This is a genomic window from Methanocalculus pumilus, from assembly GCF_055382585.1.
The window spans coordinates 1340983-1366220 of sequence record NZ_AP042393.1; the positions used below are offsets into that span (position 1 = coordinate 1340983).

A 25238-nucleotide genomic window follows, 5' to 3' on the forward strand; every position below is an offset into this window, starting at 1 on the left:
TCGGTCATCGATGGCTGCTGCCCATCCTCCCGCATCAAACCCGTCACCGGGTGGTGCCTGTCTCGCAGACGGGTTGTCCCATGGATCATCTCATGGCATACGTCATATGGATCACCTGGGGACCTATGAATGCGAATATGTTGGCACATTATTCTATTTGTTCCCCGGGATGATAACCCCTTCCCGGCATCCAGGTTCCGGGATCATGAGTATACTCTCCCTCGCGATATGCAATCCTGCCGAAACGAACAACAAGAGAGGGAAAAACTCCCATCATACCCTCATATGGAGTCCACCCACACCGGGAATGGAGTTTTTCAGATTGTATTGTTTCTGGTTTCATCGCATAGAGGGTAAAATCAGATCTTTCTCCTGCTCCAAATCCGGAAGGCGGTATTCCAAGTACCCTGCATGGAGTTGTTGCCGTCTTTTCGATGACAGATTGAAGGGTGAATGTACCTTTGACCACCTCATTCATCAGGAGCGGGAGCATCGTCTCAACACCCGGAAGCCCCGAGGGGGCGTCTGCAAAAGGAACCCGCTTCTCTTCACGCGTATGAGGGGCATGGTCAGAGGCGATAAGATCAATAGCATCCCATGATGCAAAAAGCGCTTTCCGCTCAGCTTCCGGTCTCAAAGGGGGGTTTACCCTCCCAAACGTATCTTCGGGTTCAAACAGTTCAATTGAGAGGAAGAGATGGTGAGGAGTCACCTCCTTTGATCCAGGTGCAACTGCGAGGGATTGCGATGAGCTGATGTGGCAGATATGTGGTTTCATTCCTTTCGGGATGGCCGATCGTATCTGCTGAAATGATTCTGCTTCTCCCTCAGCGGATCTAAGGGTATGGTGATCTACAAGAGTATCCGGTGATCCGGGAAGCACCTGTTCACAGTGGATGGTGGCGGTGGCGCCGAGTGAGTGGATCGCAGGAAGCGCACCTCGCAGCTCCTCAAGGGTGAGGGCATCACCATAGCTTGAAGGTGCAGCGAAGATCTCGCCAAATGCCATAGCACCCGCGTTCCAGAGAGGCAATGGATCTGAATCCGTGGATACGCCCCCGTTTATTCCGAATGAGCAAAGGGCACCCGCAGATGCTTCCCTGATACGATTCTGGTACTGCTCGCGTGAAAAAAGCGGCGGAATAGTATTCGGCTGATCGACAACCATGGTAACCCCGCCAGCAAGGGCGGCCATGGTCCCTGTCCTCCAGTCTTCCTTTGCAGACTGAATCCCGCCACGCATATGGACATGCATATCGGTGGCAGCCGGTACACAGAGGAGACCACGGCACTGAATCTCCTCATCTGCCCTTCCTGCGCTTCCGATATGGAGGAGTTCACCATCCCGGAAGGCGAGATCAGCCACCCTGCCATCAGGGAGAGAGGCGTTTCTCAGGACAAGATCTAGCATACCCTTGGCACCGGATCTCCAAGAGGCGGCTCAATAAAGCGCTCGCCTCCGATACTGGTCTGCATCACAACCCTTGAACCTGAGACGACCTCTCCGATGATTGCAGCATCAGCGCCAGTCGGGTGGGAGCGGATTGCCGAGAGGATGGCTTCTGCATCATCTGCTGCAACCCCCATCACCACTTTACCTTCATTTGCAACCTGAAGGGGATCGATTCCAAGTATATCAGCCGCAGACCTGATGCTCCTGCGGATCGGGACCTTCTCTTCATCCAGCAGAATTCCCACTCCGCTCTTCCGGGCCATCTCGTTGATAGCAGCCGCAAAACCACCTCTGGTCGGATCCTTCATTGCATGAATGTCACCGACAGCGAGCGCACGTTCAACTATCGGCCAGACCGGGGCAACATCAGACCTGAGCGTCTCACCAAATTCAAAGCCCTCGCGGTATGAGAGGATGGATATACCATGATCACCAAGTGTGCCCGAGGATATGATGAGATCCCCTTCCTGCAGAGTGCTGTCACGCACAGGGCGATCAGCTATCCCTATTCCTGCGGTATTGATGATGATACCATCGAGGGATCCCCGTTCCACAACCTTTGTATCACCGGTGACGATACTGGCACCTGCCTCGCCGAGTGCCTGATCCATCGAGGCAACGATACTGGCAAGATCGTCAACAGAGAAACCCTCTTCGATGATCATTGCAGAGGTGAGGGCAATCGGCCGTGCCCCCATAACTGCAAGATCATTCACCGTGCCACAGACGGATAACCTCCCGATGTCACCTCCCGGGAAAAAGAGGGGGCGGACTACATGGGAGTCGGTGGTAAGGACAATATTGCTGCCATTAATGGGAATAACTGCTCCATCGTCAAGGGATTCAAGACCAACACCCCCGGCATTGTTGTGGGAGAAAGCCGTCAGAGTCCTGAGGAGTTCCCCCATCACCTCTCCACCGGCACCATGCATCAGATTGACTTTCATTCTTCACCCGTATCTATCTCAATATTTTTGACTACAATCTCTTTTCCGGCAACAAGTGTTGGGAGTTTTCCACAATCCGGGCAGACATAGATCTCTTCACCCTCATATCCGCATGTACAGCGGGTTCTGGGAGGGATGATCTCACAGACGATCTCTGCTCCGTTCATTACCGGATCATCTGCTGTGAGGGTCTCAAAAAGAAAGGAGACCTGTTCCGGGTTTATCATCGCCATCTTACCGAAGTTCACGGTGATCTTCGTTACATGACTGGCATTATGATCCAGTGCCGTTCTGCGTGCCGTTGCATAGATGTCATATGCTATGCCATATTCGTGCATCAGGCACCCATGGCCTCATAGACCTGACGGAATATCTCCCGTGTTTCAAGTCCTTCCTCACGGGAAAGCCGCTGGATAGCAAACCCGACATGAACCAGAACAAACTCACCAACCGCTACATCAACGAGATCAAGCCTGACTTCATGCTGGAGATCGCCGAAGTCGACAAGTCCGATGTTGCCATCCCTGATCTCAATTACTTCTGCAGGCACTGCAATACACATGAACCGTTCCTCAAGATCCTCTTGTCTTCTCAAAGTGATAAAGAGAACGAATGTGGCTGATGGATCAATGAGTCAGAGAAGAGAAAAGAGTCATAAAAACGCCGGGGGAGAGATTTGAACTCCCGAGGTGCAACACCAGTGGCTTTCAAGGCCACCGCCTTTCCGGACTAGACTACCCCGGCCTGTATACATATATGCTCTTTAGAAATAAGAGATTATGGTTTCTTCACCAGACAAAGGACGAGAATTGCCAGTGCAACCAGGGGCATAGGGATAAACGCCGGAGACTCTTCAGCAGGTGTGTGCCCCGGATCCACAAGATCTCCGAATTTTTCGGAAGCCGTCGTGCTTGTGGTTAAAGAGATGATGTTCTGGCCATAGAGATGGACTGTACCGGTCTCCCCTCCATCAGGGTATGCCCTGATATGAATCATGCCCCCATTCCCTTCAAGGGTAAATGTCTCTGCCCGGTCTGCCCCATATTCATTGATGATATGGTGATTGCCGGATTCATCAATATACTCAATCACCCAGTCGACTCCAAGTGAAGTGCTGATTGTTGCCGGCCCGGCTCTCGTCTGCATCACAAAATATGCCGGATTTTCACGTGAGGCAGTCGCGCTTGCAGAGATTATCGATTGTGACGGTGTTGGAGTTACAGGGATTGGAATGCCCTCCCTGACCACCTGAAAATCCACAGTTCCAATCATTCCTCTCCGATCTGCAATCTGAGCAGAGTATGTTCCCTCCGTGTCGATCCGGACTTCCTGAAAGAAACGCCCCATCTGATCTGTTGAAACCCATTTTGGTCCAAAGTGTATGCCAGCCGGACCAGAAACGGTCAGTTCAATTCCTGCTGAGCCAAGTTCGTCTACCCTGCCGTTAATAGTCAGCCACCCATCGTAATCCTGTTGCAGAGGTGACGTTATTGTCAGGAGAAGGCTCCTGTCGACCAATCGGTAGATGAACCAGTTTCTTTGTGAGCCAAGAGGATAATCGCCGGGGGCCTGGATTTCAAAGCGATAATCCCCTTCCCTCAATCCTGCCGTTTCAACAACTGTCCTGAAGTACCCCTCATTCTGGACGACCATCTGTCTTGTCAGAAAATAATTGCCCGGACCTGTCACACGAAGCGTCAGTGTGACTCCGGGAGGTATGTTCTGGGAGACTCCCTCAACGACTATCGCATCCCCAATATAACCCGTGAGACTGCCAGAGTCACGCGGCGGACCGATAAACTGAAAGGAGTATGCACCTGCTGCTGTAATACAGAGCAACAGAAGGATTGAGGCAAGTGCGATCTTTTTCATGATCGAGATATCATATTTAAATGGTTTTAATGGTATCCCGAAGAGTTGAAAAGCCCCTTGCCTCATGGATGGGGGAGGACCTGATAGATGGCGATATTAAAAAAACACTCACCATCATTCTGAAATCCGGCGGTTGCCGCTGGAACAGGTGCAGGATGTGCGGATACCGGTTTGAACGGTACCATTCATTAGATACGAGCGAATTAAAAGAACGGCTGATTGCCCAGATCCGGTGGATCGAAGAGAATTATCGCTCCGGGGATTACGAGGTGATCAAGATCTTCACCTCAGGAAGTTTCTTTGATCCAAACGAAGTTCCGCTGGAAGCGAGGGAGGAGCTTGGGAGGCTCATCAGGGGAAAAATTGCGATTGCCGAATCCCGTGCCGAATACATTTCCCAAACAGCAATTGCTTCATTCCTCGACCAGATTGATTGCGGCGATCATACGATACCCCTCTATGTTGCAATCGGGCTTGAAACAACAGACGATCGAATCAGAGAGAGATGCATTGACAAGGGAATGGTATTTGCCGACTTTATCCGGGCAGCAAAAGAGGCAAAAGAGGCTGGTGTCGGCGTCAAGTCATATCTGATGATGAAGCCCCTCTTCCTGACCGAGAAAGAAGCGATAGCAGATATGAAGACATCTATCCGTGAGGCGGCACCATATTCGGATTTGATGTCAATGAATCTCTGCACGGTTCAGAAGCGGACAGATGTAGAGTACTATTGGAAACGCGGAGCATACCGGCCTCCATATCTCTGGAGTGCCCTGGATGTCCTCCTCTCAACCGATGAAAAGGTCAGTTGCGATCCTGTTGGGGGTGGCTTTGCCCGTGGACCCCATAACTGCGGCGAATGTGATCGTGAGATAAAAAATGCGATTAATCTTTATTCGCTGAGCTTTGATCGCAGCCTTCTCCATGCTGTATATGATACAGGCTGTGATTGTAAAGAAGAGTGGGAGTATGTCCTTGGCAATGAGATGCCATGGTGCATGCCCCTTACCCGGTAATTTTTTTTAAATTGACGTCTCTTTCTGGTGCTGGAGTGCGGTAAGGAGAGCCGGGATGAATGTCCCTGCATCCGAGACAACACCTATCGCCTGACTGGTTCCACGATCCATCAGTTTTGTGACAGATGCCGGATTGATATCCACACAGATCGTCTTCACATAGGAAGGCAGGCAGTTGCCAACAGCAATCGAGTGGAGGAGGGTTCCGATCATGAGAACCATACCGCATTCACCAAGATTGGCCCTGATTGCATCCTGTGCTACCACAACATCGGTTATCACATCGGGGAGAGGCCCGTCATCCCGGATTGAGCCTGCGAGAATATAGGGGACACCTGCTTTTACACACTCATACATAATTCCACCTGTAATGATACCGGATTCAACAGCAGCCGGAATTGAGCCTGCCCGCATCACCTCGCTGATTGCGATAATATGGTGCTTATGACCGCCGGTGACGAGATCACCTGTTTTGAGATTCATTCCAAGGGATGTACCAAACAGGTTATTCTCGATATCATGCGTTGCAAGGGCATTGCCGCTGAAGAGGATATCGATATATCCTTCCCTGATAAGAGTTGCGAGTGCCTCTCCGGCTCCAGTATGAACAATCGCTGGACCGCCGACGATGCCCACTTTTTTGCCTTTTGCTTTGACTTTTAGCAGCTCTTCTGCAATCTTTCTCACAAGTGTCTCGCTCGGCCGCTCAGAGGAGACCTGTCCGTGCATAAACTCAAACATACCGGTTTCACGGGGCCTTTCAGGATAGATAACCCTGACTCCCGATTCGCCAAGGACGACATAGTCACCTTTTCGCAGCTTTGAGAGGGGGATACAGAAAGCACGCGAATTGTTTGGATCTACTTTGATTATACAATCCATCTCAATGTTCTCAACCGGAATCCATTCATCATTATACCGAATAGATGTCGGATGATTGGTTGTTGAATAAAAACCCTTTGGGATAACCCGGTCGGCTTCCGCAGGAAGAAGCCTGACATTGTCAGCCTCAATGAGGCGTATACCGTACCGGTGAAGCTCGCTCATTATTAGGTCAAGTTTCTCTTCTGTTTCGGCAAAGACACGGAGTCGGGCAAAGCTTGGATCAACTTTCTTCTTTCCGACTTCAAACGTGATGATCTCAAAGTCTCCCCCCATATCCATGATACGGTCAAATACCCGTGTCATAATACCCGAATCAATGATATGACCCTCGACCTCGATCTCCCGCGAATGATTCATATATAGTACTCAGCAGTTTTCGTTATATGCATTCTGACGAGTCGTGCCTGTGAAAGGGATCAATTCTCATCGTTTTATGAGTGACTGAAAATGCTTTTCGAGAAGTTCAAGTTCAAAGCGGGTATTTACATTGAATACAAGCCCCGGATCATGAAGAAGGAGCCGGAGTTCCTCCTGCTCCGTATGAATACATGAACCATCAAGGATATTGATGCCTGCCGGGCTTGCCGGGATACCATCAATCTCCATCTGGTACCGTGGCGTGGTTTCAAAACGACTACAGAGAGTGAGAGGGATCCAGGTTGAGCAGGCCTGCATTCCTGAAATGGTGTACTCTTCCCATATATAGGATATAATAGCGGGCCGGAGGCAGGGGATGTCTGAGACCGCTACAAAAAAAGGACTTTTTTCTTCAAGAATTGAGACTGCCTGAGCGAGATCTTCGATATAACCTGTTCCATCAGTAGAGACAAACAGGATATCATGTGCCCGGCACCAGTTTTTTGTGTAGGGTGTTTTAATGGATGTTACGATAATCGGAGTTACACCTGCTGCTAAAAAAGCATCAATAACAAAACGAATCATCGGACGGCCTGCTATTCTGACAAGGGGTTTTTCCCCCATGTCAAGGCGCGATCCAACTCCTCCTGCCATGATTAAGGCGCGCATGCAGATAATGCCTCAATGAGAACCTGATTCTCCTCATGTCTCCGTACTGCAACTCTGATCGATTCCGGGAGGCCAAATGATGTGCAGTCCCTTACCAGAACCCCTTCACGAAGAAGGCGCGGAACCAGATCTGATGCGGACATCCCCACATCAACGAGGATGTAGTTCGCAGATGACTGATGTGGAGTGTAACCGATAGCGCAGAGTGATTGATTGAGATAATCACGCTCAATTACTATCATTCTTCGTGATTCTGCCAGATCAGGGAGATGCCTGATAGCCTCGGTTGCAAACATCTCAGCAAATCTGTTCACAGTCCATGGAGGGCGGGTGCTCTCGATTGCTTCGATCAGATCCGGATCACCAAAGCCAAAACCAAACCTGATGCCCGGTACAGAAAATGCCTTTGTAAGTGATCGGAGGATGAAGAGATCGGGATCTCTCGCTTCCACCATGCTCTGATCGGGATCTGAGAGATCAATGAATGCCTCATCCAGAAAGAGGATGGAGCCCTCATCCCGGCACTCCTTCAGCCTGTGTTTGATCGCATCTTTTGAAAGGAGTTTTCCGGTTGGATTGTTTGGATTACAGATATACCGCAGATCAACTGTATCTTCAGGATTATGGGTAATTGTACCTCCGGCGAGACGAACCGACTGGGCATATTCCCCAAATGTCGATCTCTCAATAAATGCCCGCGACCCCGCGGGTGCCATCACCAGTGCAAAGATCCTGATCAGCTCAACCGATCCATTGCCAACGGTGATCTCTTCAGGATTTCGTGAAAATACAGATCCAATCGCCTCCTTCAGATCAAGATAGGTGTCATCGGGATAATCGCCCAGATCACATGCCCCGGGCTCCCATGCAACAGCAGGAGGGAATGGATTCATGCTTGCACTGAAGTCCAGTAGATCCTTTTCCAGCCCTTCTCTGCGAAGATTTCTTATAATACCACCATGTATCTGCCTTTTTGGCATGTTTTTGATCCTCATAGTCAACTACCCCGCCCTAAAGGACGGGGCTTGAGGCTCTGCAAAAATTCAGGACACTCGTCTGGGTGGCTGACTTCACACCCCTGTGATTCCAGGATATACCTGGAATCACGTGTTCGCAATTCGATGTTCCTTGCACCGATAAGATCAGAGTGTAACGTATATCCACAACATTTACACGTAAAGGACAAACCATTACGGTTCGATTTGTTAATGTGATAACATCGTGGGCATGTCTGCGAAGTATATTGAGGGTCAATATATTCGACACGAATACCCGCGGCTTTCGCTTTGTATTCGATCATAAAGTGTAACTGATAATATGACCACGATGATTTCTGATACCTGTTTTCTTTACGGGTTTTGTGGATGGTGTTTGTACGGATGCCTGTTAAATCTTCTAATCCGATACAATTAACATTATTATCGAGTGCAAACTGAACAATCTCTTTGGACACGTTATGATTCATATTTGCCATGAGCCGTCTTTCTTTACCTGATATATGTTTCAACATTCGTTTTGCAGATAAAGTGCCTTTGGCTTGTAACCTTGCTCGCATGGATGAATAGATGTTTTTGAGGTTCTTGACTTCTCCACCGCAGAAAAACCTGCATTTGTTGTCTGTGGTGTTGACGACGGCTAACCAGTTCATTCCAACATCAACCCCCATGAATGTGGATGCTGTATCCAATTCGGGGGGATCGGGGATGGTCCTGGATACGGAGAGATGGAAATAATAGCCGTCTTTATGTTTAACAAGTTTCGATGCGGTAAATTCCCATGAACCGTCAAAATACTGTTCGGCAGAAGAATACATGTGGAATGGATATTTTTTTCGACCATCCAATGTGGTGATGCTCACCCATTCTTTCGTGATAGTAAAATCCCGCCTATATGAGAAGGTTACATTTGTAGGACGATATCGGATCTCCTGCCATTCTGCCTGACCTGTTTTAATCTGTTCTTTCAAGGTTTTGTAGGTTCCTGCTACCTGGCGGCAGATATTACAGGTCATCTGGCTGAGTAATCCGAGGTTTCGTACGTCCTGATAAACCCGTTTTTGGATTTTGTCAGAACCCATAGGCTTACCATGTTCATATACAACAGTGGAAACATAGTTCATCCCTGATGTATAACTTTGGACGAGAGCGTTTAACTCTCCCCCGTAATTATACAACTTTAACGGAATGGTTTTCACTTGTTGCATATAGTATAATTTTCAAGTGACTATATAAAGGTATCTGAAGCAATTCCTCCCCTACCTAAAGGAAGGGGACTCCTTGCCATTTTAGTTGAAGGCCACCGGGAAAGTACCTGACCAAACCAATTTTCAAAGAAAGCGGGTTGAATCATACTCAATTTAATTTGCATTGTTCTGAATAAAAGGGTTCTGAAAAGACTGTTTTGGGGGCGCTTCAGGGAGTTTTCGTAAACTATATATATATTAACGATGTATCTACATTCATCTGATTAGTAAGATCAGACGATTGTGTGCTTAATGTCTGACAATTAGCTTATCTTTGTATGACATTTGTCTGACTGGAGTGAGAAATGGACAGGATCACCATCCGATTACCCAGGCAACAGGTCGAAATGCTGGAGAAACTGGTAGCGGCCGGAGAATTCCCAACCGTATCTGAAGCGGTTCGATATGCAGTACGGGAACTCCTATCCAAGCACGGAGATCGGGTAATGCGCGAAAGCGATCAGGTCACGTCTTTAAAAATTTAATGAGGGGTTGTAGTATGCAGACAATTATAAATGAAGCTCTAAAACACGCAGAGATTGAGAAAGACCGCGTTAAATCATCGATCATCGATGATGACGAGATGCTTGGCAATCCACGCATTGTCATCATCGGGTGTGGCGGCGCAGGAAACAACACAGTAAACCGGCTTCACCATATGCAGGTGAATGGTGCTGAGACGATCGCAATCAACACTGATAAACAGCACCTTGATATGGTTCAGTCCGATAAAAGAGTCCTGATCGGCAAATCCCTGACCAAAGGTCTTGGAGCTGGCGGATTTCCGGATGTTGGCAGACGCGCAGCCGAGATGGCCAGGCCGACCCTTGAGAGCCTCCTTGAATCAGCAGATCTCGTATTCGTCACCGCAGGAATGGGCGGGGGAACCGGAACAGGATCGGCGCCTGTTGTGGCTCAGATCGCAAAAGAGCAGGGTGCAATCGTCGTCGCCATGGTAAGTTACCCCTTCCAGGTTGAGAAGGCACGTATGCTCAAAGCCGAAGAAGGGCTTGAAGCGATCCGCAATGCAGCAGATTCTGTTATTGTTCTTGACAATAACCGGTTGAAGAATTTTGTTCCAAACCTCCCACTCGGACAGGCATTTTCAGTTATGGATCAGCTCATCTCAGAAACCGTCAAAGGGATCAGCGAAACAATCACTGAACCATCACTCATTAACATCGACTATGCCGATGTTCGTGCCACCATGAGCAAGGGCGGACTTGCTGTAATGCTTGTTGGTGAAAGCAAGCAGCAGAACAAAGCGGAAAGTGTTGTTCGCGAGTGCCTTGACCACCCGCTTCTTGACATAGACTATCGTGGCGCAACAGGATGCCTCATTCATATCACCGGTGGCAGCGATCTAACACTCCACGATGCAGAAGAGATTGCAAGCCAGCTCACCTATGAGCTCGATCCGCATGCAGATGTGATCTGGGGTGCGCGCGTCAGAAGCGACTATGAAGGGAAAGTCAGGGTAATGGCAATTATGACAGGCGTCCAGAGCCCGCAGATACTCGGTGGACTCCCAAGCCTCTCGATGCAGTCAACACGCTCGCGAAGTGAAGCGGTTGTCCCGGGACGAAGTATCGGCCGGGGAACAGCAGATGCCCGCTCCGGAAGCCTCCTTGACTGGGTAATGTAATTCAAAAACCCATTTTCTTTTCTATATTCTACTATTCAAACCAAAATTGCACTCTCTTCGGAGGATTCGATACATTTAATAGTAACCTTAACCTTTACTTATAGAAAGTCGTATCAATGCCTCTGGAACAGGGAACAGTCTCTGTCACCGGAATTGAGCAATTGATGGCTTTTCGTATCGGAGGTTGAACAGGATGGTTTACGCGCATCAGCACTCACGTCAAGTGCTGTCTGTTTTTTATTTACTACCCGGAATAGAGGATACTCTGTACAAACGGGGCGCAGACACTCCAACCCGCAACCCAGAGGCAAACGTATCGACATTTGAGGATTGTTGAGCATGTTGAATGATCTCGTAGACAAGAGAAAAACTATTCTTGCTGAATCTGAACAGCACAAGAACAGAAGGAATGAACTCAATGCCCTCGCAAGCAAATGTGCCCGCGAGCGTAATGAACTGAACAACCAGACACGCCAGTATGTCGAAGAAGCCCAGAAGCACAAGGAGCTTCGCGACTTAAGCAACAAGGATGTCTCCGATCTGAAAGAACAGAGAAATATCCTGAATGAACAGGCAAATATACTCTTTGAGGAGCTTGAAGAATATAAAAAAGAACATGGCAATATCAAAAAGGGCCAGGTTAAAGACATCCAGCGTCAGATCGAGTTCCTCGAGTTTAAACAGCAGACCGAAGCAATGAGTTCCGACAAGGAACGCGAGCTCGTTGAGAAGATCAAACAGATGAAAAGCCAGGTTCGTGAACAGGAAGCTGAACTTGAGCAGAATAAAGAGATCCGGTCAAAACTTCAGGAGGCACGTGACCTCCGGAAACAGGCATCCGATCTCCACATCAAGGTGACCGAGAGTGCAGAGCTTGCACAGACTCATCACGATCTTATGGTGGAGTGCTACAGGAAAGCCGACAAATCCCGTGAAGAGGCAGATGCCAGGCACCGTGCATTTGTCGAGGCACAGGAAGCAGCAGATGCCGAACACAAAGCTTTCATCGAATGCCAGAAAGAACTCCGTGACTACGACAAGGTCATCAGCGGCATGCGGACAAAAACCAAGAAGTTTAAAACCGTTAAAGAGAATAAAACTGTCAGAATGGAAGCAGAAAAGATCTTCAACTCATTCAAGAGTGGAGAGAAGCTTACCACCGATGACCTCCTTCTCCTCCAGAGATCGAAACTCATTTAATTTTTTTTGCAGAACGCACGATATGATTGAATAAGACCGGCGGGTCTTCTTCAGCAGGGCGATCTTTTTTGGGAACCATTTTCAGACGATTTTTTTTCCCTGGAAAACCAGATTTCATTTATCATTCAGAGAAAACAACATTATTATCCTAATACGTTCATGTATTCTGTAATGGAGAAGAGAAAGACGCTCGTGCTGAGCGTCGATCGCGATGACGATATCGGATATAAAGCGAGGATAGAAAGCCCCGTTATCGGAAGAGAGGCATGTCTTGAGGCGGCAAAACGCCTTGGGCTTGTGGATCCCGAAGATTCCGATGTGAATGCGATATTCCAGGCAGTCAAGACATATGACGAGCTAACTGCACGGGGAGAGGATGTGATCGTTTCTGTCATTGGCGGAAGCCATTTGAACATGCTCGAAGGAGATCGCAAAATCGCCGATTCGCTCTCACAGTTAATCAATCAAACGAACGTAACCGCATGCATCCTTGTATCTGATGGCGCTGAGGATGATTTTATCCTCCCAATCGTCCAATCCAGAATTCCTGTCGAGAGCGTTAAACGGGTCATCGTTGCACAGATGCCAAACCTTGAGGGGACCTACTATATCATCAAGAAACTGCTCGATGATCCAAAGATCGCCCGTGTGGTTCTTGTCCCAATCGGCCTTGCAATGTTGCTCTATTCTGCAGCATATCTCTTGGGAAGGCCGGATCTTGCGACCTTCTTTGTAGTCGGAGCTGTCGGGATTTATCTGCTCTTCAAAGGATTCGGAATTGACGAATTCTTCAGTTATCTCATCTCAGGATTTCAGCAGTCTTTTCAGAAGGGGAGTTTCAGTTTTGTTGCATACATAACCGCAGTCTTGATCTCAATTGTCGCTGTAATCATGGGTTTAACAAGCCTGCTCGTTTATTATCCACAAGATGCCGGAGTTCTGCTCTTTTTCGCTGCATTCATCTATGGATCTGTCTGGTGGTTTGTGGGCGCAGGGCTTGTTGCACTGGCGGGAAAGATCATAGATTGCATCCTCAATGAACAGGAGATGCTCAGCAGAATTGTGATCATCCCCTTTTTTATCGGAGCGATTGGAACGATCATCTATGGGGCGAGCAGTTACCTGCTTTCGATCAGCAATGTGCCCGAATTCCCTGTATCCGCAGGTAGCGGAGTGCAATCCATCATCATCTTCACAATAGCCGGACTTCTCTGTGCACTTATTGGGATCTATATCCAGTCAGCAACCAGCAAATGGGTTATAGACGGTAAGAAGAGCAGAAAGTGGTGAAGAGCCGGATAAAACGGCAATACATTTATGATTATATGCTGATGTCTATTCCATGCCCGTCATAACGATTCAGATGTCAGAAGGAAAAACAGCTGATCAGAAGCGGAAAGTTGCCGGTGAGATCACCCGGACCGTTGCCGAAACATTCGGAGTCGACCCGGCGGCAGTTATTGTCATCTTCAATGAGTTGCCACGCGACAATATCGCAAAAAACGGAAAACTCCTCTCGGATTGAGAGGATTTTATTTTTTCAGAGATTACTCATTTGAGAGCGGGAAATGCTCCTGGTAGACCTTGCGCCTCTCTTCAAGATCCGTATGCAGGTACACTTCTGTCGTCTGGATAGACGAGTGGCCGAGGTTCTCCTGCACCACCCTGAGGTTCCGTGAACGCCGGTAGAGTTCACTTGCATAACTGTGGCGGATCTTATGAGGAGTGATTCCGGCAGGGGCATATTTCTGGAATATATGCTGGACTGAACGGGAGGATAGTGGGGCGCCAGAACGGCCCTGGAAGAGCGGGCCATCCTTTCTTCCGCCGATAAACCCCCTGATTGCGGCCAGAGTATCGGGATCGATGAAGACCGTCCGGATCTTGCCCCCTTTTCCACGGATGCGGATCGTCTCCTCATCAAAATCGATATGCTCAATCATAATTCCACAGAGTTCAGACACCCGCACCCCGGTTGCATAGATTGTCCTGATAAGCAGGCGGTCCCTAAAATCCCCGATCTTCTCGAGAAGAGTGATCACATCTGCATGTTTGAGGTATAAGAGTTCCCGATCCTTGATTTTTGGACGATCTACGCCGAGAACCGGATTCGTATCAACAACCTGCTGGCCAACAAGAAATCTGTAAAATGAGCTGAGCGTTGAGAGATAGCGGTTCATGGTTGTTGCGGAGAGGCTCCGTTCAACCGATGCCTGCGCCATAAAATTGGTGACTTCATAGCTATCAGTCTCAACGTCCGGATCATCTGAGGCCTGTACTCCGGCAGAATAGGAGGAGAAATCGTACAGCACCCGGCGGTAGGTATCTATTGTTTTTTCAGAATAATTCCGCATCGTCAGGTGATTCATATACCGGGGAATCCAGACAGAGAACGTCCGAAGACGGGGAGCCATGACAGTACTATTTCCTTCTGAGGCAATGAACATTGCGCAGAATATTTATTCAGAAGTATCCTTGTAATCCCGCACCCCGGATCTATACCCTCAGAGAAAATAGGAGAATGAGATCCATGATCAGATCACTGAAGATGCGGATTACTGTATAAAAGATGCAAAATATCTCTTCGAATACATATAGCACCATATGGTTTATAAGAGAAATTAATTCGTGATCTTTCAAACAAAATACTCCAACTTTAAATATAAATCTGGGGAATATATGTTAGATCCAATCCCCAGTACAGATGAATAGATCAAACAGACAGAAGAAAAGGACGCGGGCAGACCCACCCAGGCAAGAGAAAATCAGGAATGGAAAGAAAGGAGAAGCATCCACCCAAAACCATGAGAGCAGAGACGTTGACCCTGAGCCCCAAAAAGCACCCCCACCCAATCACCCCACCCAGTTCAACAGCAATAATCTGGCAATAGGCAGAGGACTACATCGAATAAAACCAGATGACAAGCCCGACACAGATCAGAGAATCATAATCACCCGGCATCTGCGAACAGAGAGATCAAATCACGCAATTTGACACTCCTGGCTCCACCGCATACCATAATTGCGCAGAATACCTATTCTGCGCAAAAAATCCCGTTCCTCTACGTTGTAAAAATAAACGAAATTTAGGATTTAAAACGAGAATAGACCGAAATTCAGTATTTTTAGGGTTACAAGATAGTGGACAGCTTCTGACTATAATTTTCAAGAGAAGCAGAACCCCCAACCATCCGGACAGACAACGGGTCGAGTTACCCCACCTCAAGGAGCATATAAAGAAACTTCATATCGTCGATTTCATCGATCTTTTCACATTTTTACTATTAGGCATTATGATAATCGAAAAAAGTCGATGATAATGCCAATATGAGGACGTTAATTTTTGACGCAATTGAAATATTGATTGAACCAATTGCAGAGAGACAGAGGGTAGGAATTACGAGAGAGAAGGGTTTGAAAACCAACTGCCTTTTAGATAACCACACCTACCCAACAGGGCCAGAGGAGACGCACCAATCACTCACCATAAGAACAGGGAGATCAGCAACCCACCTACCAGAGAAATCCACAGGCAGGCAATTGAATAGTTGCCACAACACTCGGGCACAACCCGGAAGGATCAGATCGTGTATATTATTAGAATGCAGAAAGTGGACAATAGCAAAATGGCGGTGAGAGAGGTCAATCCAGAATAACAGACGATCGATTCGGATAGTGGAGAGAGAAGAGAGGAGAAGGATTGAAAGGGAGAAAGAGGGGGAGAGAGAGAAGCGATCTGATCCCGATCCAGAAACCCCTCTGATCAATAATCGATCCATACACCATAGATCCAAACAGCGACAGATCAGATGCCCGTTATGGAGATTGGCAGAGATCCTCCTTTTTCAGAGGAGAATATATCAGGCAATTCTTTGCACCAGAGTGCGAGATCCTGCTTTATAGCCAATAAGAAGAGCAGCCATAAGCTGGAGACCCACCCGAGGAGCCACCCTTTGATCAGAAAACCAATCAGTAACCCCTAAAACATAGCCCGCAAACCTCCGCCAACAATACACAAATCCACCCTTAACGATACTGCGTTTGCCCCTGCATCAACGACGAGCCAGAGCAAGGTTACATTCTGGACGATATATACCGCCATACCCAAGCAGCATCAGACCATGCCTTCCATGAAATACCCCCCGCCCAAGACAAACAGAGAGTGAGCAGTTACAAAAGACAGGAAAGCAGTGGAGCACTTTTCGATCGCCACACCTGAGCAATATGAAACGCAAATTTAACGAAGGCATTGACATTCTACATCGAACAGCAGATCTCAGAGAGCATCCAGCCAGAGAGGAACCAGTCATAAGCCAACTTTCAGGATGACTGAAGCATCCCCATGAAGAGAAAAACGGGTTCGACTACAAGCCCCCGTTACAACCTGATGTAATGCGAGCCCCAACCAGGCACCTGCATCTTCACCCCCACACACGGATCTAAGAAAATAAATAAATTATTTATTCAACAATATGCTTCAATCAGAGCATTTTCGAGGCAGATCGTCATCTATAAACCATATGATGCTATACGTTAAAGAGCACAGAATTTTCCGCATCCTGCCCAGGAAATTGTCATACATTGACACCGATATACACAGAAAAAGGTTCAAGGGGGCAGAAGAGCAACAAAGGTACTGAGATGAGCAACCCAGAAGAGGAAAACCCTCAGATCGATGAAAGCCGGAGAGAGGAGATCTCCAAATACCGGAAGTTCCGGAAAGTCGATGGCGCCACATACCGGAAAGTCAACCAGTTCCTGAGGAAGCATACGTACGTAACTGCCCGGGAATGGGCAATAGCCCGGCTCTGTTCCGATTTTAAGACAACAGCAGGTGCCGAGATGACTTTTATCGGAGAGAATCTCCCCGATCTGGTTCCATTTATGCAGGAGCCATACTCTCCGCAGGCGGTCAACCAGGCACGTTCATCCTTCAAGAGAAAAGTCAGGAAATCGGGTGCCACATTCTTTTACGGGGCCATGTGCGGTTTTTTTACCCTTGACGAACTTGACGACATCCTCTTTGAATCAAGCGAGATCGCACGGTTTCTCCTTGAAGTTGAGGGCACATCACTTGAGATCGATGACGAGATCGAAATAGAAGACCGGATCACCGACATCATGAGAAAACTTGGCGATTCTGCCAATATTCTCCTGAACAAACGATCCCAGCAATCTATTCAGCCGGATGAAACAAATATCAGACAATCTGAGAGAGATGAAGATAATGACGAATAACACCGAACCGAAAAAAGTACTCTTTGGAACAAACGGAGTCCGCGGAATCATTGGAGAAGACATGAACCCGGAACTCGTCATGAAGATCGGGTTATCCCTGGGAACAATGATACAGGGCAGAGTGGCGATTGGTAGAGATACCAGAACATCTGGAGAGGCACTTGCTGCTGCAATGCGATCAGGACTTCTCGCATCCGGATGCGATGTGATCGATCTCGGCATACTCCCGACACCGGCACTCCAGTACCTGGTCAGGGAGCATTATGATGGAGGGGCGATGATCACCGCCTCACACAACCCCCCTGAATATAACGGGGTGAAGGTGATTGAGGGTGACGGCACCGAGATGGATGATACCCGCACAATAGCACTCGAATCATTAATCTTTTCAGAGGATGTCAGAATTGCGGACTGGAAGAGTGTTGGGAAGCTGACTGATGAGTCCCACAGAATAGAGGAGTACATCAGAGCCATCGTCTCTCATTTTCCAAAAGACTGCTGCAAAGGGATGGTCGTCGTCGTCGATCCGGGATCGGGTCCGGCTGCTGCAACAACGCCCGAGATCCTCCGGCGAATGGGATGTAGTGTTCATACCATCAATGGCCGGTTTGACGGTACATTCCCCGGACGGCTCCCTGAGCCGAGCCCGGAGGGGCTCGCCCTCCTTTCAGAAACAGTCATCGCAACCAAAGCAGCATTCGGGGTTGCGCATGACGGTGATGCGGATCGGGCAGTCTTTGTGGATGAGACGGGAACTTTCATGAACGAGAATCTGACCTTTGCGATGCTTGCACGTGCCACATGCCGCAAAAAACCAGGTATTGTCGTCACACCAGTCAGTACATCAGATGTCATCAGGGAGGTTGCAGCCGACTGCGGATGTAGTACCACCTATACACCGGTAGGGAGCATATATGTCGCACGAACCATGCTGAAACTGATCGAGGCAGGAGAGAGGGTTGCTTTTGGGGGTGAAGGAAATGGAGGTCAGATCTTTCCCAATCACCAGTTCTGCAGGGATGGGGGAATGACTGCTGCTGCAATGGCAGAACTTGTTGCTGGATCAAAACGATCGATATCCTCCCTTGCAGATGAGATCCCCCCATATACCATGGTAAAAGAGAAGATCCATTCCGATGATCCGACCGCCGTTCTTTCAAGAATTCGATCAGCATGTTCTGAACTTGACCTGAATGAAACCGATGGCGTCCATATACGGTGGAATGATGCGTGGGCGCTGATCCGCCCTTCAGGGACAGAACCTTTCATCAGGCTCTATGCAGAATCAAAAGATCCAGAGCGGGCAGAAGAAGTGAAAACTTATCTTCTCTCCCTGCTCTGATTAGACATCCATTAAGGCTTAAATTCAAATAATAAGCTTATTATTTCTTTTTTTCAAAATAAAAGGAAATAGATTTCTTTAATAACTATATTCATTCCATATCATAATGACAAAGGACTTTCCCACAAGAATTGAGATCAAAGTGAGATTCGTGGATTAGGTCAGATACCTTTGATTGATAGGAAGAACCGGGATCGTCTCCCAACACATTCAATCAGTTCCAGAAATCACAGGTCTGATTCAGCTGAAGATGGGAAAGAATACAACATTCTGAATAAGAAGAAACCATTGATTGTTACAGAGCATAATATCCACTCAAAATGAACAGAGAGATGAGAGAGGATCAGGAGGAGAGATGAAAACAATCGAACTGATCATTTCGGGGAGAGTTCAGAAAGTTGGTTTCAGGGCCTGTATACGGCATATTGCAACCAGCCTCGGCATCTCCGGGGAGGTGGAGAATCTCCCGGATGGCAGAGTGCATGTGCTTGCCACAGGTGAGGATGTTATCCTTGAAAAGTTTGTATCCATGCTCTATAGTTGTCCCCGTGCAATCATTCGGGATATTGATATGAGAACATTCATCCTGACAGATTTTCCGGATTTCTCCATCAAACGCCCTCTTTGAAGACAGAATTGGTTTAACTGGCGGGGGTGAAGGGGGCGGAGCGGGGAGTCTCCGGTCTTCAGGGTGGGGTAGTTCACCAGGCAGTGGAGGCCGTGCAGCCCCTAATCTTCCACCAAACCTTAAAAAATAACTGAAAAATTGCCCCCTTTCTCAAGAGATTTAAGATATGCATACACATTTGCATCGATGATCCGCTGATCGATCGTGGTGTATAAACGCTCAAGGAGCCGGGAGATGAGTTCGTCCGAGAGGACACATCGGGTCTGACTCAGTTCATAATCACCAGCGGTTATAGATTCCTTTGCAAGTTCAAATACCGTGGAATCGACCATGGTTCTCTTCAAAGGCTCGATTATATCATAGACAAATCCGCCTGCCCCCTGATTCAGGAGACCGTTATCAGGATTCAGATGAGCCCCGATGATTGCAACACACGCATTGCCGAAGAGAAGGGCGTACCCAAACGAGAGCATCGCATTGACAGGATCAAAATGAGGACGTTTTGTCCTTCTTCTGTACTCCAGATCTGTTGGAAGCATCCGTGAAAGAATCTCATAATACATATCAGTTGAGAGAGTATGGAGCCGTCTGATCTCTTCTATCCTGACCAGATATTCTATCTCATTTCTTGCCTGCTCCAGGAAATCGTGTTCACCGCGATAGAAAAGGCCTGATTCAAGAGTATTATCAAGCTCCTCTAACCAGAGAAGCCGTGATTGCAGAGAAGAGCGGACAAATTCAATGACATATCGATGTGAAGGGGTAGAGGTCTGAAGACACCACGTCTCTTCATTCCTGTTCGATCCAAACGGCGTTAGGGTACCAAGAGGTGTTCCATGAGCGTCAAAGAAGGAGATTGACGCACCCTTCTCAAGAAGACGATTTATTGTCGCAGTCTGAATCGTATGCCCACCAACAAGGAGCAGATGATTGATTGCATCTATTGAATAGCTTGACTGCTGGGATCGTTTCTGGACATACAACAGTCCTGGTGTCGACTTGATATGTGCACCATATCCCCAGATTGCATGCCAGGGAACCTTCATATCAACCAATAATCAACCCTCATACACAGAACAACAGTATATTATCCGTTCTTTCAGTGATTAATCTTTGGAAAAAAGTCTGGAGAATACAGGTGAACGATCACCTGATCGGAGGTAGTTGCAGCCGGCATTCAGGGCAGAAATATCTCTCCTTCCGATCCAGTTCACTCAGACTTTCAGGCCTGTACATGATGCATTCAGGAACAGAACAATGTTCAAGCCCCAGGAGATGCCCCAGTTCATGAGCTCCTTCCTTTGCTGTCCTCTCAATGATCAGATGAATATCACCGGGGAGCCCGTAGTATTCATTCTCCAGCCGTGCTGTTGAAACAACAGCACTCCCAATAGAATCACGTGCCAATCCAAATACAAAATCCGATGAGTCAGCATAGATGTCATCAGGTATTACCAGTAGAAAGTGATCCTGTATTCCGTGCAGCCGTTTGAAGAGACTGATCCTGTTGATGATCCGCCCTCCATCATACTGGCGGCGTATCCGATGATATCCTTCAAGAGGAAAATGATCACCAAGGATGAGTTCAACCGGAGAGCCAATGACAGCCGAAATGATTCGCTGCACAGGAAGCTGGATGCCATCAACCGATCGATAATCCCAATAGATCACGATCCCCATACTGTAAATAGGAAATGAGCGGCTATAAACATATTGAAGAAGCGATTGGCACATTTATCGGAATGAGATACCGGCGATGCGTTGAAGTGGGATATGGCGGCAGCCTGGTTGCCGCCTCAATTATCCAACGCAGGGGCAGATCCATCCTCTGTGTCGATCGAAAGCCATTTCCACCAGCTGGCATGATACGGACAGCAGTTGATGATATCACAGACCCCGATCTGAGGCTCTACAGGGGATCCGACTGCATCTATGCGATCAGACCGGGAATTGAGATGATGCCGGATCTCATCAAACTTGCCCAAACCGTCAGATCAGACCTGCTCATCTATCACCTGGGATGCGAGATCTACCAGGATGGAGGGGAGAAGATTGACTGTGGCGTCATTCTTCACCGCTATTGCGCAAAACACGGATCCCAATCAGAAAGAGAATAGTGTTGATTGCGATTCTGCCTTCTTCTTTTCAGGAGAAGGTTCTTCTGTTTGCTTTTCAGGGATTCGATCTTCGCGAGGTGCAGCATTCACAATTTTCTGTGACGATTTTCTCTTCTCCTCTTCTTTTACGGCTTTTTCAATCTCTTTCATGATCGACTGGGAACGCGCCTTATCATGGATTAACAGTGCCAGTTGATCGGCATCCAGATTGAGTGAGCTGACAAATCGTTTTGGATCCTTGTCGGCAAGGAGACCGATTGGTGTGAGATACTCATCTGCCACTGTCTTTTCAGGGATCCTGTATGCCTCAGAGCAGCGGTGCAGGAGCGAGAGCCGGATCATCTTCTGCCGGCGCGCCTGCCCCATCCGCTTCCATCGATCCGGTGGAGAGATCCTCACCCGGAGTCCGGATCCGGCAGACGCAGCAGCCAATCCTATGAGCATGATGCCGGTTGCATACCTCCAGAGAGTGTAATACTGCCTGCTGAATGTCCTGCCGAGATACAAATCCGCACAGGAGAGAAGACGGAGAGAGAGCGCTCGCCTCCGGAGATCACGGTGTTGAAGAGCACCTGCTTCAAGCCATTGAATCTGCGCATCCGGTGTATCATCCACCTCGCGGGAGAGCCGCATCAGCGAGTCGTCGTCTGAAGAGCCGGAGAGTGTTTTTGCAACAAGATCAAAGATGCTGGAACGGGAATCCTTCTGTTGAACCTGAAGATCCGATGGAAGAATGCGAGCTTTTCCGATTGAGGAGCCAAAGAGCATATTGACAGCAGATCGGATATCGCCTTTTGCTTCCTCGGCTATGATACGAGTTGCTTCCGGATCGCAATCGAGGCCCTCGGCAGCACAGATATATTTCAGATGTGGAGCGAGAGTTCGGGCTGTCACAGCCCGGAACTGCACCTGATCGCAGAGCCGCCTGATCTCGGGTGCAACCCCGTAGGCATCATTTGCGATGAGCATTATCGGCTGTTTTGATCGCCTGATGATATCCACAATCGCTTTTGCGCCACCCCGATCTGCGTTGCCATCAAGATTATCTGCTTCATCAAGGAGGATCAGACGCCGTAATGCGCCGGAGAGGCTGGCGGTTGTACTCGAGCTCCCTGCAATCCGCTCGATCACCCCTTTTGTCCGCTGATCGCTTGCATTCATCTCAATGATCTCCCAGCCGAGATCTTGTGCCAGCGCATAGGCAGCCGAGGTCTTTCCAATACCTGGCTTACCATAGAGAAGGATCGGTTTGCTCTGTGTCGTCCACCCTTTTGCCCATTCAAGGAGCTCGTGAACCGCAGACTGATTGCCTATAACATCTGCGAGTGTCTTTGGCCGATACTTCTCCACCCAGTCCATATCAGATCTATTTCAGTTTATGAGAAGAAAATAGGTTTTGGGATCAGTAGACCAGAACAAATACATTATCTTTGATGAGGCAAAAATATAGGAGTAATCGATATTTGGTGTTTATTGTGGTGAAGAACTGCTCCAGTCAATCAGTAGCAGATGCGGTTAGAGAATACGAGGGAGTGACCAGAAAACACGCTATTGGTGAGATCATCCGCTCTCTCAAGCTTGATTCTCCTGATATCGTGGCATCGTTTGGAGAAGATGCAGCCGTCATCCGCAAGGGAGACGATGCCCTCCTCCTCGCCGCAGACGGTATCTGGAACAAGCTGATGGAGGCTGATCCATACTGGTCCGGCTTCTGTGCCGTTCTTGTAAATATTCATGACATTGCTGCGATGGGAGGAGATGCACTTGCACTCGTAGATATCCTTTCATTCACGGATGAAACACTGATGCAGGAGGTGACACGGGGAATGGCAGATGCTGCAAGCCGTTTTGGCGTTCCGATCGTCGGAGGGCATCTCCATCCAGACACCCCATATAATGTCATTGATGTTGCGGTTCTTGGAACAGCACGACTTGACTCGGTCATCTACAGTGACAGGGCAGAGGATGGAGATGCAGTGATTGCAGCCATTGATCTCAACGGCCGTGTTCACCCTTCATGTGCCATGAACTGGGATTCTGTCACAATGAAAGATGGAAAAACCCTCAGATCCCAGATCGGCGTGATGAAAAAGCTCGGAGAGGCACACCTCGTCACATCTGCAAAGGATATCTCAAATCCCGGTATCATCGGAACCCTTGGGATGCTCCTTGAAGTAAGCAGGAAAGGAGCGAGTATAGATCTCCAGTCGATACCGATGCCTGACCTTGCAGCGCACGAAATCACCTTTGAGCACTGGGTGCGCATGTACCCCGGAATGGGTTTCATACTCACTGCCAACCAGTCTCATGCAGAGGAGGTGGCGCGGTTGTTCCGTGACGTAGGAATGGCAGCACAGATAATTGGAAGCATCAACGACACACAGGAACTCACCATCACCTATCAGGGAGAAAGCACCGAAGTCTTTGACTTCTCCCATGACGGGATCATCGGATCCACTGATTGGTGCAAGTCATTATGAGAAGAATCGGAATAGGGGCGCTGGAAGATTTTAGCAGGGTATATAAGGCAGCCAGAAAGGCAGCTTCAGACGATCTCTTCGTCTGCATTTATACATCTCAGAAGGTGAGCGAAGAGGAGGACGAACAGGTTCGTTTCCATGTATCACCCAATCCCATACAGGCACTCATCAATGACCTGCTGAGCGGAGAGATCGATGGGGCGGTTCGGGGAACATTGCCATCAGATGCCACACTCAGGTATCTCAGGGAATCAACCGCTACCTCCAGCCTCGAACGTATTGCGGTTCTCGAAACTCCGGAGGGAAAGAAATTCCTCCTCACCCCCGTTGGTATAGATGAAGGGTGGACTTGTTCTGAGAAAGTGAGTCTGGTGGAGATGGCAGTTGCACTTGCCGGATGCATCGGAATTGATCAGACGATTGGAATACTTTCAGGAGGCCGGAAGAGTGATATCGGCAGGAATCCCGTTGTTGATCGGTCATTGGGCGAGGGAGAGCTCCTTGCACAACTGACCGGAGGAGTTCATACAGGAATTCTGATCGAGGAGGCCGCAAACAGGTATGGGATTGTGATTGCACCTGATGGCATATCCGGCAACCTCATCTTCAGGACACTTGTTCTTCTGGGTTCCGGGAGATCACATGGCGCACCTGTCGTAAATATCGATGTTACGTTCGTCGATACTTCGCGCGCATCTGATAATTACGAGAATGCCCTCAGGCTGGCAGCAAAGCTGTGTGATTTAAAAAAACCTTAAAATGAGTTTAAATATCAGAAATAACACCATTTAAAACCTATTTTCAACGAAAAGCCCTGAATTAACAATAACCCACCAACATCGAGATACCGATAAATGGAAGGGAGAAAGGGGCTGAATATACGAAAGCCTTAAATATTTAACAATATACTCTTTCAATGGTGGTAATTACATGGCAGACCTACCAATTGCAGCTGTAGTAAGAATCGCAAAGAAGAATGGTGCAGAGCGTGTCGGAAGTGATGCAGCTGAAGCACTTGTTGCTAAAGCAGAAGCATACATCGCCGAGCTCACCAAGAAGGCAAATCAGTACGCCCTTCACGCTGGTAGAAAGACGATCAAAGAGGAAGACATCGAACTCGCCGCAAAGAGCGAGGCTTGATATCACC

26 protein-coding genes and 1 tRNA gene are annotated in these 25238 nt (G+C 48.3%); 13 read left to right on the top strand and 14 right to left on the bottom strand.

Annotated elements, in window-relative coordinates; all coding sequences use genetic code 11:
• Positions 1 to 148: 148 nt before the first annotated feature.
• The 6 genes from ACZ44I_RS07060 to ACZ44I_RS07085 all read right to left on the bottom strand — a co-directional run bounded on the left by ACZ44I_RS07060 (position 149) and on the right by ACZ44I_RS07085 (position 4272).
• Positions 149 to 1411 carry an amidohydrolase family protein gene (locus ACZ44I_RS07060; protein WP_464551304.1) on the bottom strand — a complete coding sequence of 421 codons (1263 nt, stop codon included), beginning with the start codon at positions 1409 to 1411 and terminating at the stop codon, positions 149 to 151.
• The gene (gene hypE / locus ACZ44I_RS07065; RefSeq protein WP_464551302.1) at positions 1405 to 2400 is read right to left on the bottom strand and encodes a hydrogenase expression/formation protein HypE; all 996 of its coding nucleotides are present in this window, start codon (positions 2398 to 2400) and stop codon (positions 1405 to 1407) included. The genes ACZ44I_RS07060 and hypE overlap by 7 nt, the downstream gene beginning before the upstream one ends.
• A complete protein-coding gene (locus ACZ44I_RS07070; protein ID WP_464551300.1) occupies positions 2397 to 2738 on the bottom strand; it encodes a hydrogenase maturation nickel metallochaperone HypA/HybF in 342 nt (113 codons plus the stop codon). Before ACZ44I_RS07070 ends, hypE begins: the two co-directional genes overlap by 4 nt.
• The gene (locus ACZ44I_RS07075; protein WP_464551645.1) at positions 2738 to 2962 is read right to left on the bottom strand and encodes a HypC/HybG/HupF family hydrogenase formation chaperone; all 225 of its coding nucleotides are present in this window, start codon (positions 2960 to 2962) and stop codon (positions 2738 to 2740) included. The genes ACZ44I_RS07070 and ACZ44I_RS07075 overlap by 1 nt, the downstream gene beginning before the upstream one ends.
• Positions 2963 to 3061: 99 nt before the next feature.
• A tRNA-Ser gene (locus ACZ44I_RS07080) sits at positions 3062 to 3144 on the bottom strand.
• A 33-nt stretch (positions 3145 to 3177) separates the two neighbouring features.
• On the bottom strand, positions 3178 to 4272 hold the full coding sequence (locus tag ACZ44I_RS07085) for a hypothetical protein (RefSeq protein ID WP_464551298.1): 1095 nt from the start codon (positions 4270 to 4272) through the stop codon (positions 3178 to 3180).
• A gap of 29 nt (positions 4273 to 4301) precedes the next feature.
• Between ACZ44I_RS07085 and ACZ44I_RS07090 the strand changes: the two genes are divergently transcribed.
• Positions 4302 to 5288, top strand: a complete 987-nt coding sequence (locus ACZ44I_RS07090) for an archaeosine biosynthesis radical SAM protein RaSEA (protein ID WP_464551296.1) — start codon at positions 4302 to 4304, stop codon at positions 5286 to 5288.
• A gap of 6 nt (positions 5289 to 5294) precedes the next feature.
• On the opposite strand, the gene ACZ44I_RS07095 is transcribed toward ACZ44I_RS07090, so the two are convergent.
• The 4 genes from ACZ44I_RS07095 to ACZ44I_RS07110 all read right to left on the bottom strand — a co-directional run bounded on the left by ACZ44I_RS07095 (position 5295) and on the right by ACZ44I_RS07110 (position 9402).
• A complete protein-coding gene (locus tag ACZ44I_RS07095) occupies positions 5295 to 6530 on the bottom strand; it encodes an ornithine cyclodeaminase, nickel-pincer nucleotide-dependent (protein WP_464551294.1) in 1236 nt (411 codons plus the stop codon).
• Positions 6531 to 6596: 66 nt separating this feature from the next.
• Positions 6597 to 7199 (bottom strand): NTP transferase domain-containing protein, encoded by a 603-nt coding sequence (locus tag ACZ44I_RS07100; protein ID WP_464551292.1) that lies wholly within the window; start codon positions 7197 to 7199, stop codon positions 6597 to 6599.
• A complete protein-coding gene (locus tag ACZ44I_RS07105) occupies positions 7187 to 8179 on the bottom strand; it encodes a pyridoxal phosphate-dependent aminotransferase (RefSeq protein WP_464551290.1) in 993 nt (330 codons plus the stop codon). The genes ACZ44I_RS07100 and ACZ44I_RS07105 overlap by 13 nt, the downstream gene beginning before the upstream one ends.
• Before the next feature lie 17 nt (positions 8180 to 8196).
• Positions 8197 to 9402: an RNA-guided endonuclease TnpB family protein gene (locus tag ACZ44I_RS07110; protein WP_464576443.1), complete on the bottom strand. Its 1206-nt coding sequence runs from the start codon at positions 9400 to 9402 to the stop codon at positions 8197 to 8199.
• Positions 9403 to 9746: 344 nt separating this feature from the next.
• Between ACZ44I_RS07110 and ACZ44I_RS07115 the strand changes: the two genes are divergently transcribed.
• From ACZ44I_RS07115 to ACZ44I_RS07135, 5 genes are all read left to right on the top strand, one after another.
• The gene (locus ACZ44I_RS07115; RefSeq protein ID WP_300330943.1) at positions 9747 to 9926 is read left to right on the top strand and encodes a ribbon-helix-helix domain-containing protein; all 180 of its coding nucleotides are present in this window, start codon (positions 9747 to 9749) and stop codon (positions 9924 to 9926) included.
• 14 nt (positions 9927 to 9940) lie between these two features.
• A complete protein-coding gene (ftsZ, locus tag ACZ44I_RS07120; protein ID WP_464551285.1) occupies positions 9941 to 11086 on the top strand; it encodes a cell division protein FtsZ in 1146 nt (381 codons plus the stop codon).
• A gap of 339 nt (positions 11087 to 11425) precedes the next feature.
• Positions 11426 to 12286, top strand: coding sequence for a coiled-coil protein (locus ACZ44I_RS07125; protein WP_464551283.1), 861 nt, complete (start codon positions 11426 to 11428; stop codon positions 12284 to 12286).
• Between the two features lie 171 nt (positions 12287 to 12457).
• Positions 12458 to 13576 (top strand): DUF373 family protein, encoded by a 1119-nt coding sequence (locus ACZ44I_RS07130; RefSeq protein WP_464551281.1) that lies wholly within the window; start codon positions 12458 to 12460, stop codon positions 13574 to 13576.
• Positions 13577 to 13628: 52 nt separating this feature from the next.
• Positions 13629 to 13811: a tautomerase family protein gene (locus ACZ44I_RS07135; RefSeq protein WP_464551279.1), complete on the top strand. Its 183-nt coding sequence runs from the start codon at positions 13629 to 13631 to the stop codon at positions 13809 to 13811.
• A gap of 22 nt (positions 13812 to 13833) precedes the next feature.
• Here ACZ44I_RS07135 and xerA read toward each other — a convergent pair whose 3' ends face one another.
• A complete protein-coding gene (xerA, locus tag ACZ44I_RS07140) occupies positions 13834 to 14700 on the bottom strand; it encodes a site-specific tyrosine recombinase/integron integrase (RefSeq protein WP_464551277.1) in 867 nt (288 codons plus the stop codon).
• A gap of 2227 nt (positions 14701 to 16927) precedes the next feature.
• Here xerA and ACZ44I_RS07145 point away from each other — a divergent pair.
• The 3 genes from ACZ44I_RS07145 (at position 16928) to ACZ44I_RS07155 (ending at position 19494) form a co-directional block, all read left to right on the top strand.
• Positions 16928 to 17524: a DUF5806 family protein gene (locus ACZ44I_RS07145; protein ID WP_464551275.1), complete on the top strand. Its 597-nt coding sequence runs from the start codon at positions 16928 to 16930 to the stop codon at positions 17522 to 17524.
• A complete protein-coding gene (gene glmM / locus ACZ44I_RS07150) occupies positions 17514 to 18866 on the top strand; it encodes a phosphoglucosamine mutase (protein ID WP_464551273.1) in 1353 nt (450 codons plus the stop codon). The genes ACZ44I_RS07145 and glmM overlap by 11 nt, the downstream gene beginning before the upstream one ends.
• A gap of 355 nt (positions 18867 to 19221) precedes the next feature.
• Complete coding sequence (locus tag ACZ44I_RS07155; RefSeq protein ID WP_300329705.1) at positions 19222 to 19494, top strand: acylphosphatase; 273 nt, start codon at positions 19222 to 19224, stop codon at positions 19492 to 19494.
• A gap of 119 nt (positions 19495 to 19613) precedes the next feature.
• On the opposite strand, the gene cas1 is transcribed toward ACZ44I_RS07155, so the two are convergent.
• Positions 19614 to 20540: a CRISPR-associated endonuclease Cas1 gene (gene cas1 / locus ACZ44I_RS07160; protein WP_464551644.1), complete on the bottom strand. Its 927-nt coding sequence runs from the start codon at positions 20538 to 20540 to the stop codon at positions 19614 to 19616.
• Between the two features lie 100 nt (positions 20541 to 20640).
• Positions 20641 to 21174 carry an archaemetzincin family Zn-dependent metalloprotease gene (locus ACZ44I_RS07165; protein ID WP_464551271.1) on the bottom strand — a complete coding sequence of 178 codons (534 nt, stop codon included), beginning with the start codon at positions 21172 to 21174 and terminating at the stop codon, positions 20641 to 20643.
• Positions 21175 to 21188: 14 nt separating this feature from the next.
• Between ACZ44I_RS07165 and ACZ44I_RS07170 the strand changes: the two genes are divergently transcribed.
• Entirely contained in the window at positions 21189 to 21611 is a 423-nt protein-coding gene (locus ACZ44I_RS07170) for a UPF0146 family protein (RefSeq protein ID WP_464551269.1), read from the top strand.
• Here the strand turns inward: ACZ44I_RS07170 and ACZ44I_RS07175 are convergent.
• Complete coding sequence (locus ACZ44I_RS07175) at positions 21597 to 22970, bottom strand: replication factor C large subunit (RefSeq protein ID WP_464551267.1); 1374 nt, start codon at positions 22968 to 22970, stop codon at positions 21597 to 21599. The two genes, ACZ44I_RS07170 and ACZ44I_RS07175, sit on opposite strands and share 15 nt — an antisense overlap.
• A 116-nt stretch (positions 22971 to 23086) precedes the next feature.
• On the opposite strand from ACZ44I_RS07175, the gene ACZ44I_RS07180 reads away from it, so the two are divergent.
• The 3 genes from ACZ44I_RS07180 to ACZ44I_RS07190 all read left to right on the top strand — a co-directional run bounded on the left by ACZ44I_RS07180 (position 23087) and on the right by ACZ44I_RS07190 (position 25231).
• Positions 23087 to 24091 carry a methanogenesis marker 2 protein gene (locus ACZ44I_RS07180; RefSeq protein WP_464551265.1) on the top strand — a complete coding sequence of 335 codons (1005 nt, stop codon included), beginning with the start codon at positions 23087 to 23089 and terminating at the stop codon, positions 24089 to 24091.
• Positions 24088 to 24849 carry a methanogenesis marker protein Mmp4/MtxX gene (gene mtxX, locus ACZ44I_RS07185; RefSeq protein WP_464551263.1) on the top strand — a complete coding sequence of 254 codons (762 nt, stop codon included), beginning with the start codon at positions 24088 to 24090 and terminating at the stop codon, positions 24847 to 24849. The genes ACZ44I_RS07180 and mtxX overlap by 4 nt, the downstream gene beginning before the upstream one ends.
• Before the next feature lie 172 nt (positions 24850 to 25021).
• Positions 25022 to 25231 carry a histone family protein gene (locus tag ACZ44I_RS07190; RefSeq protein WP_255332874.1) on the top strand — a complete coding sequence of 70 codons (210 nt, stop codon included), beginning with the start codon at positions 25022 to 25024 and terminating at the stop codon, positions 25229 to 25231.
• The last annotated feature ends 7 nt before the right edge of the window (positions 25232 to 25238 follow it).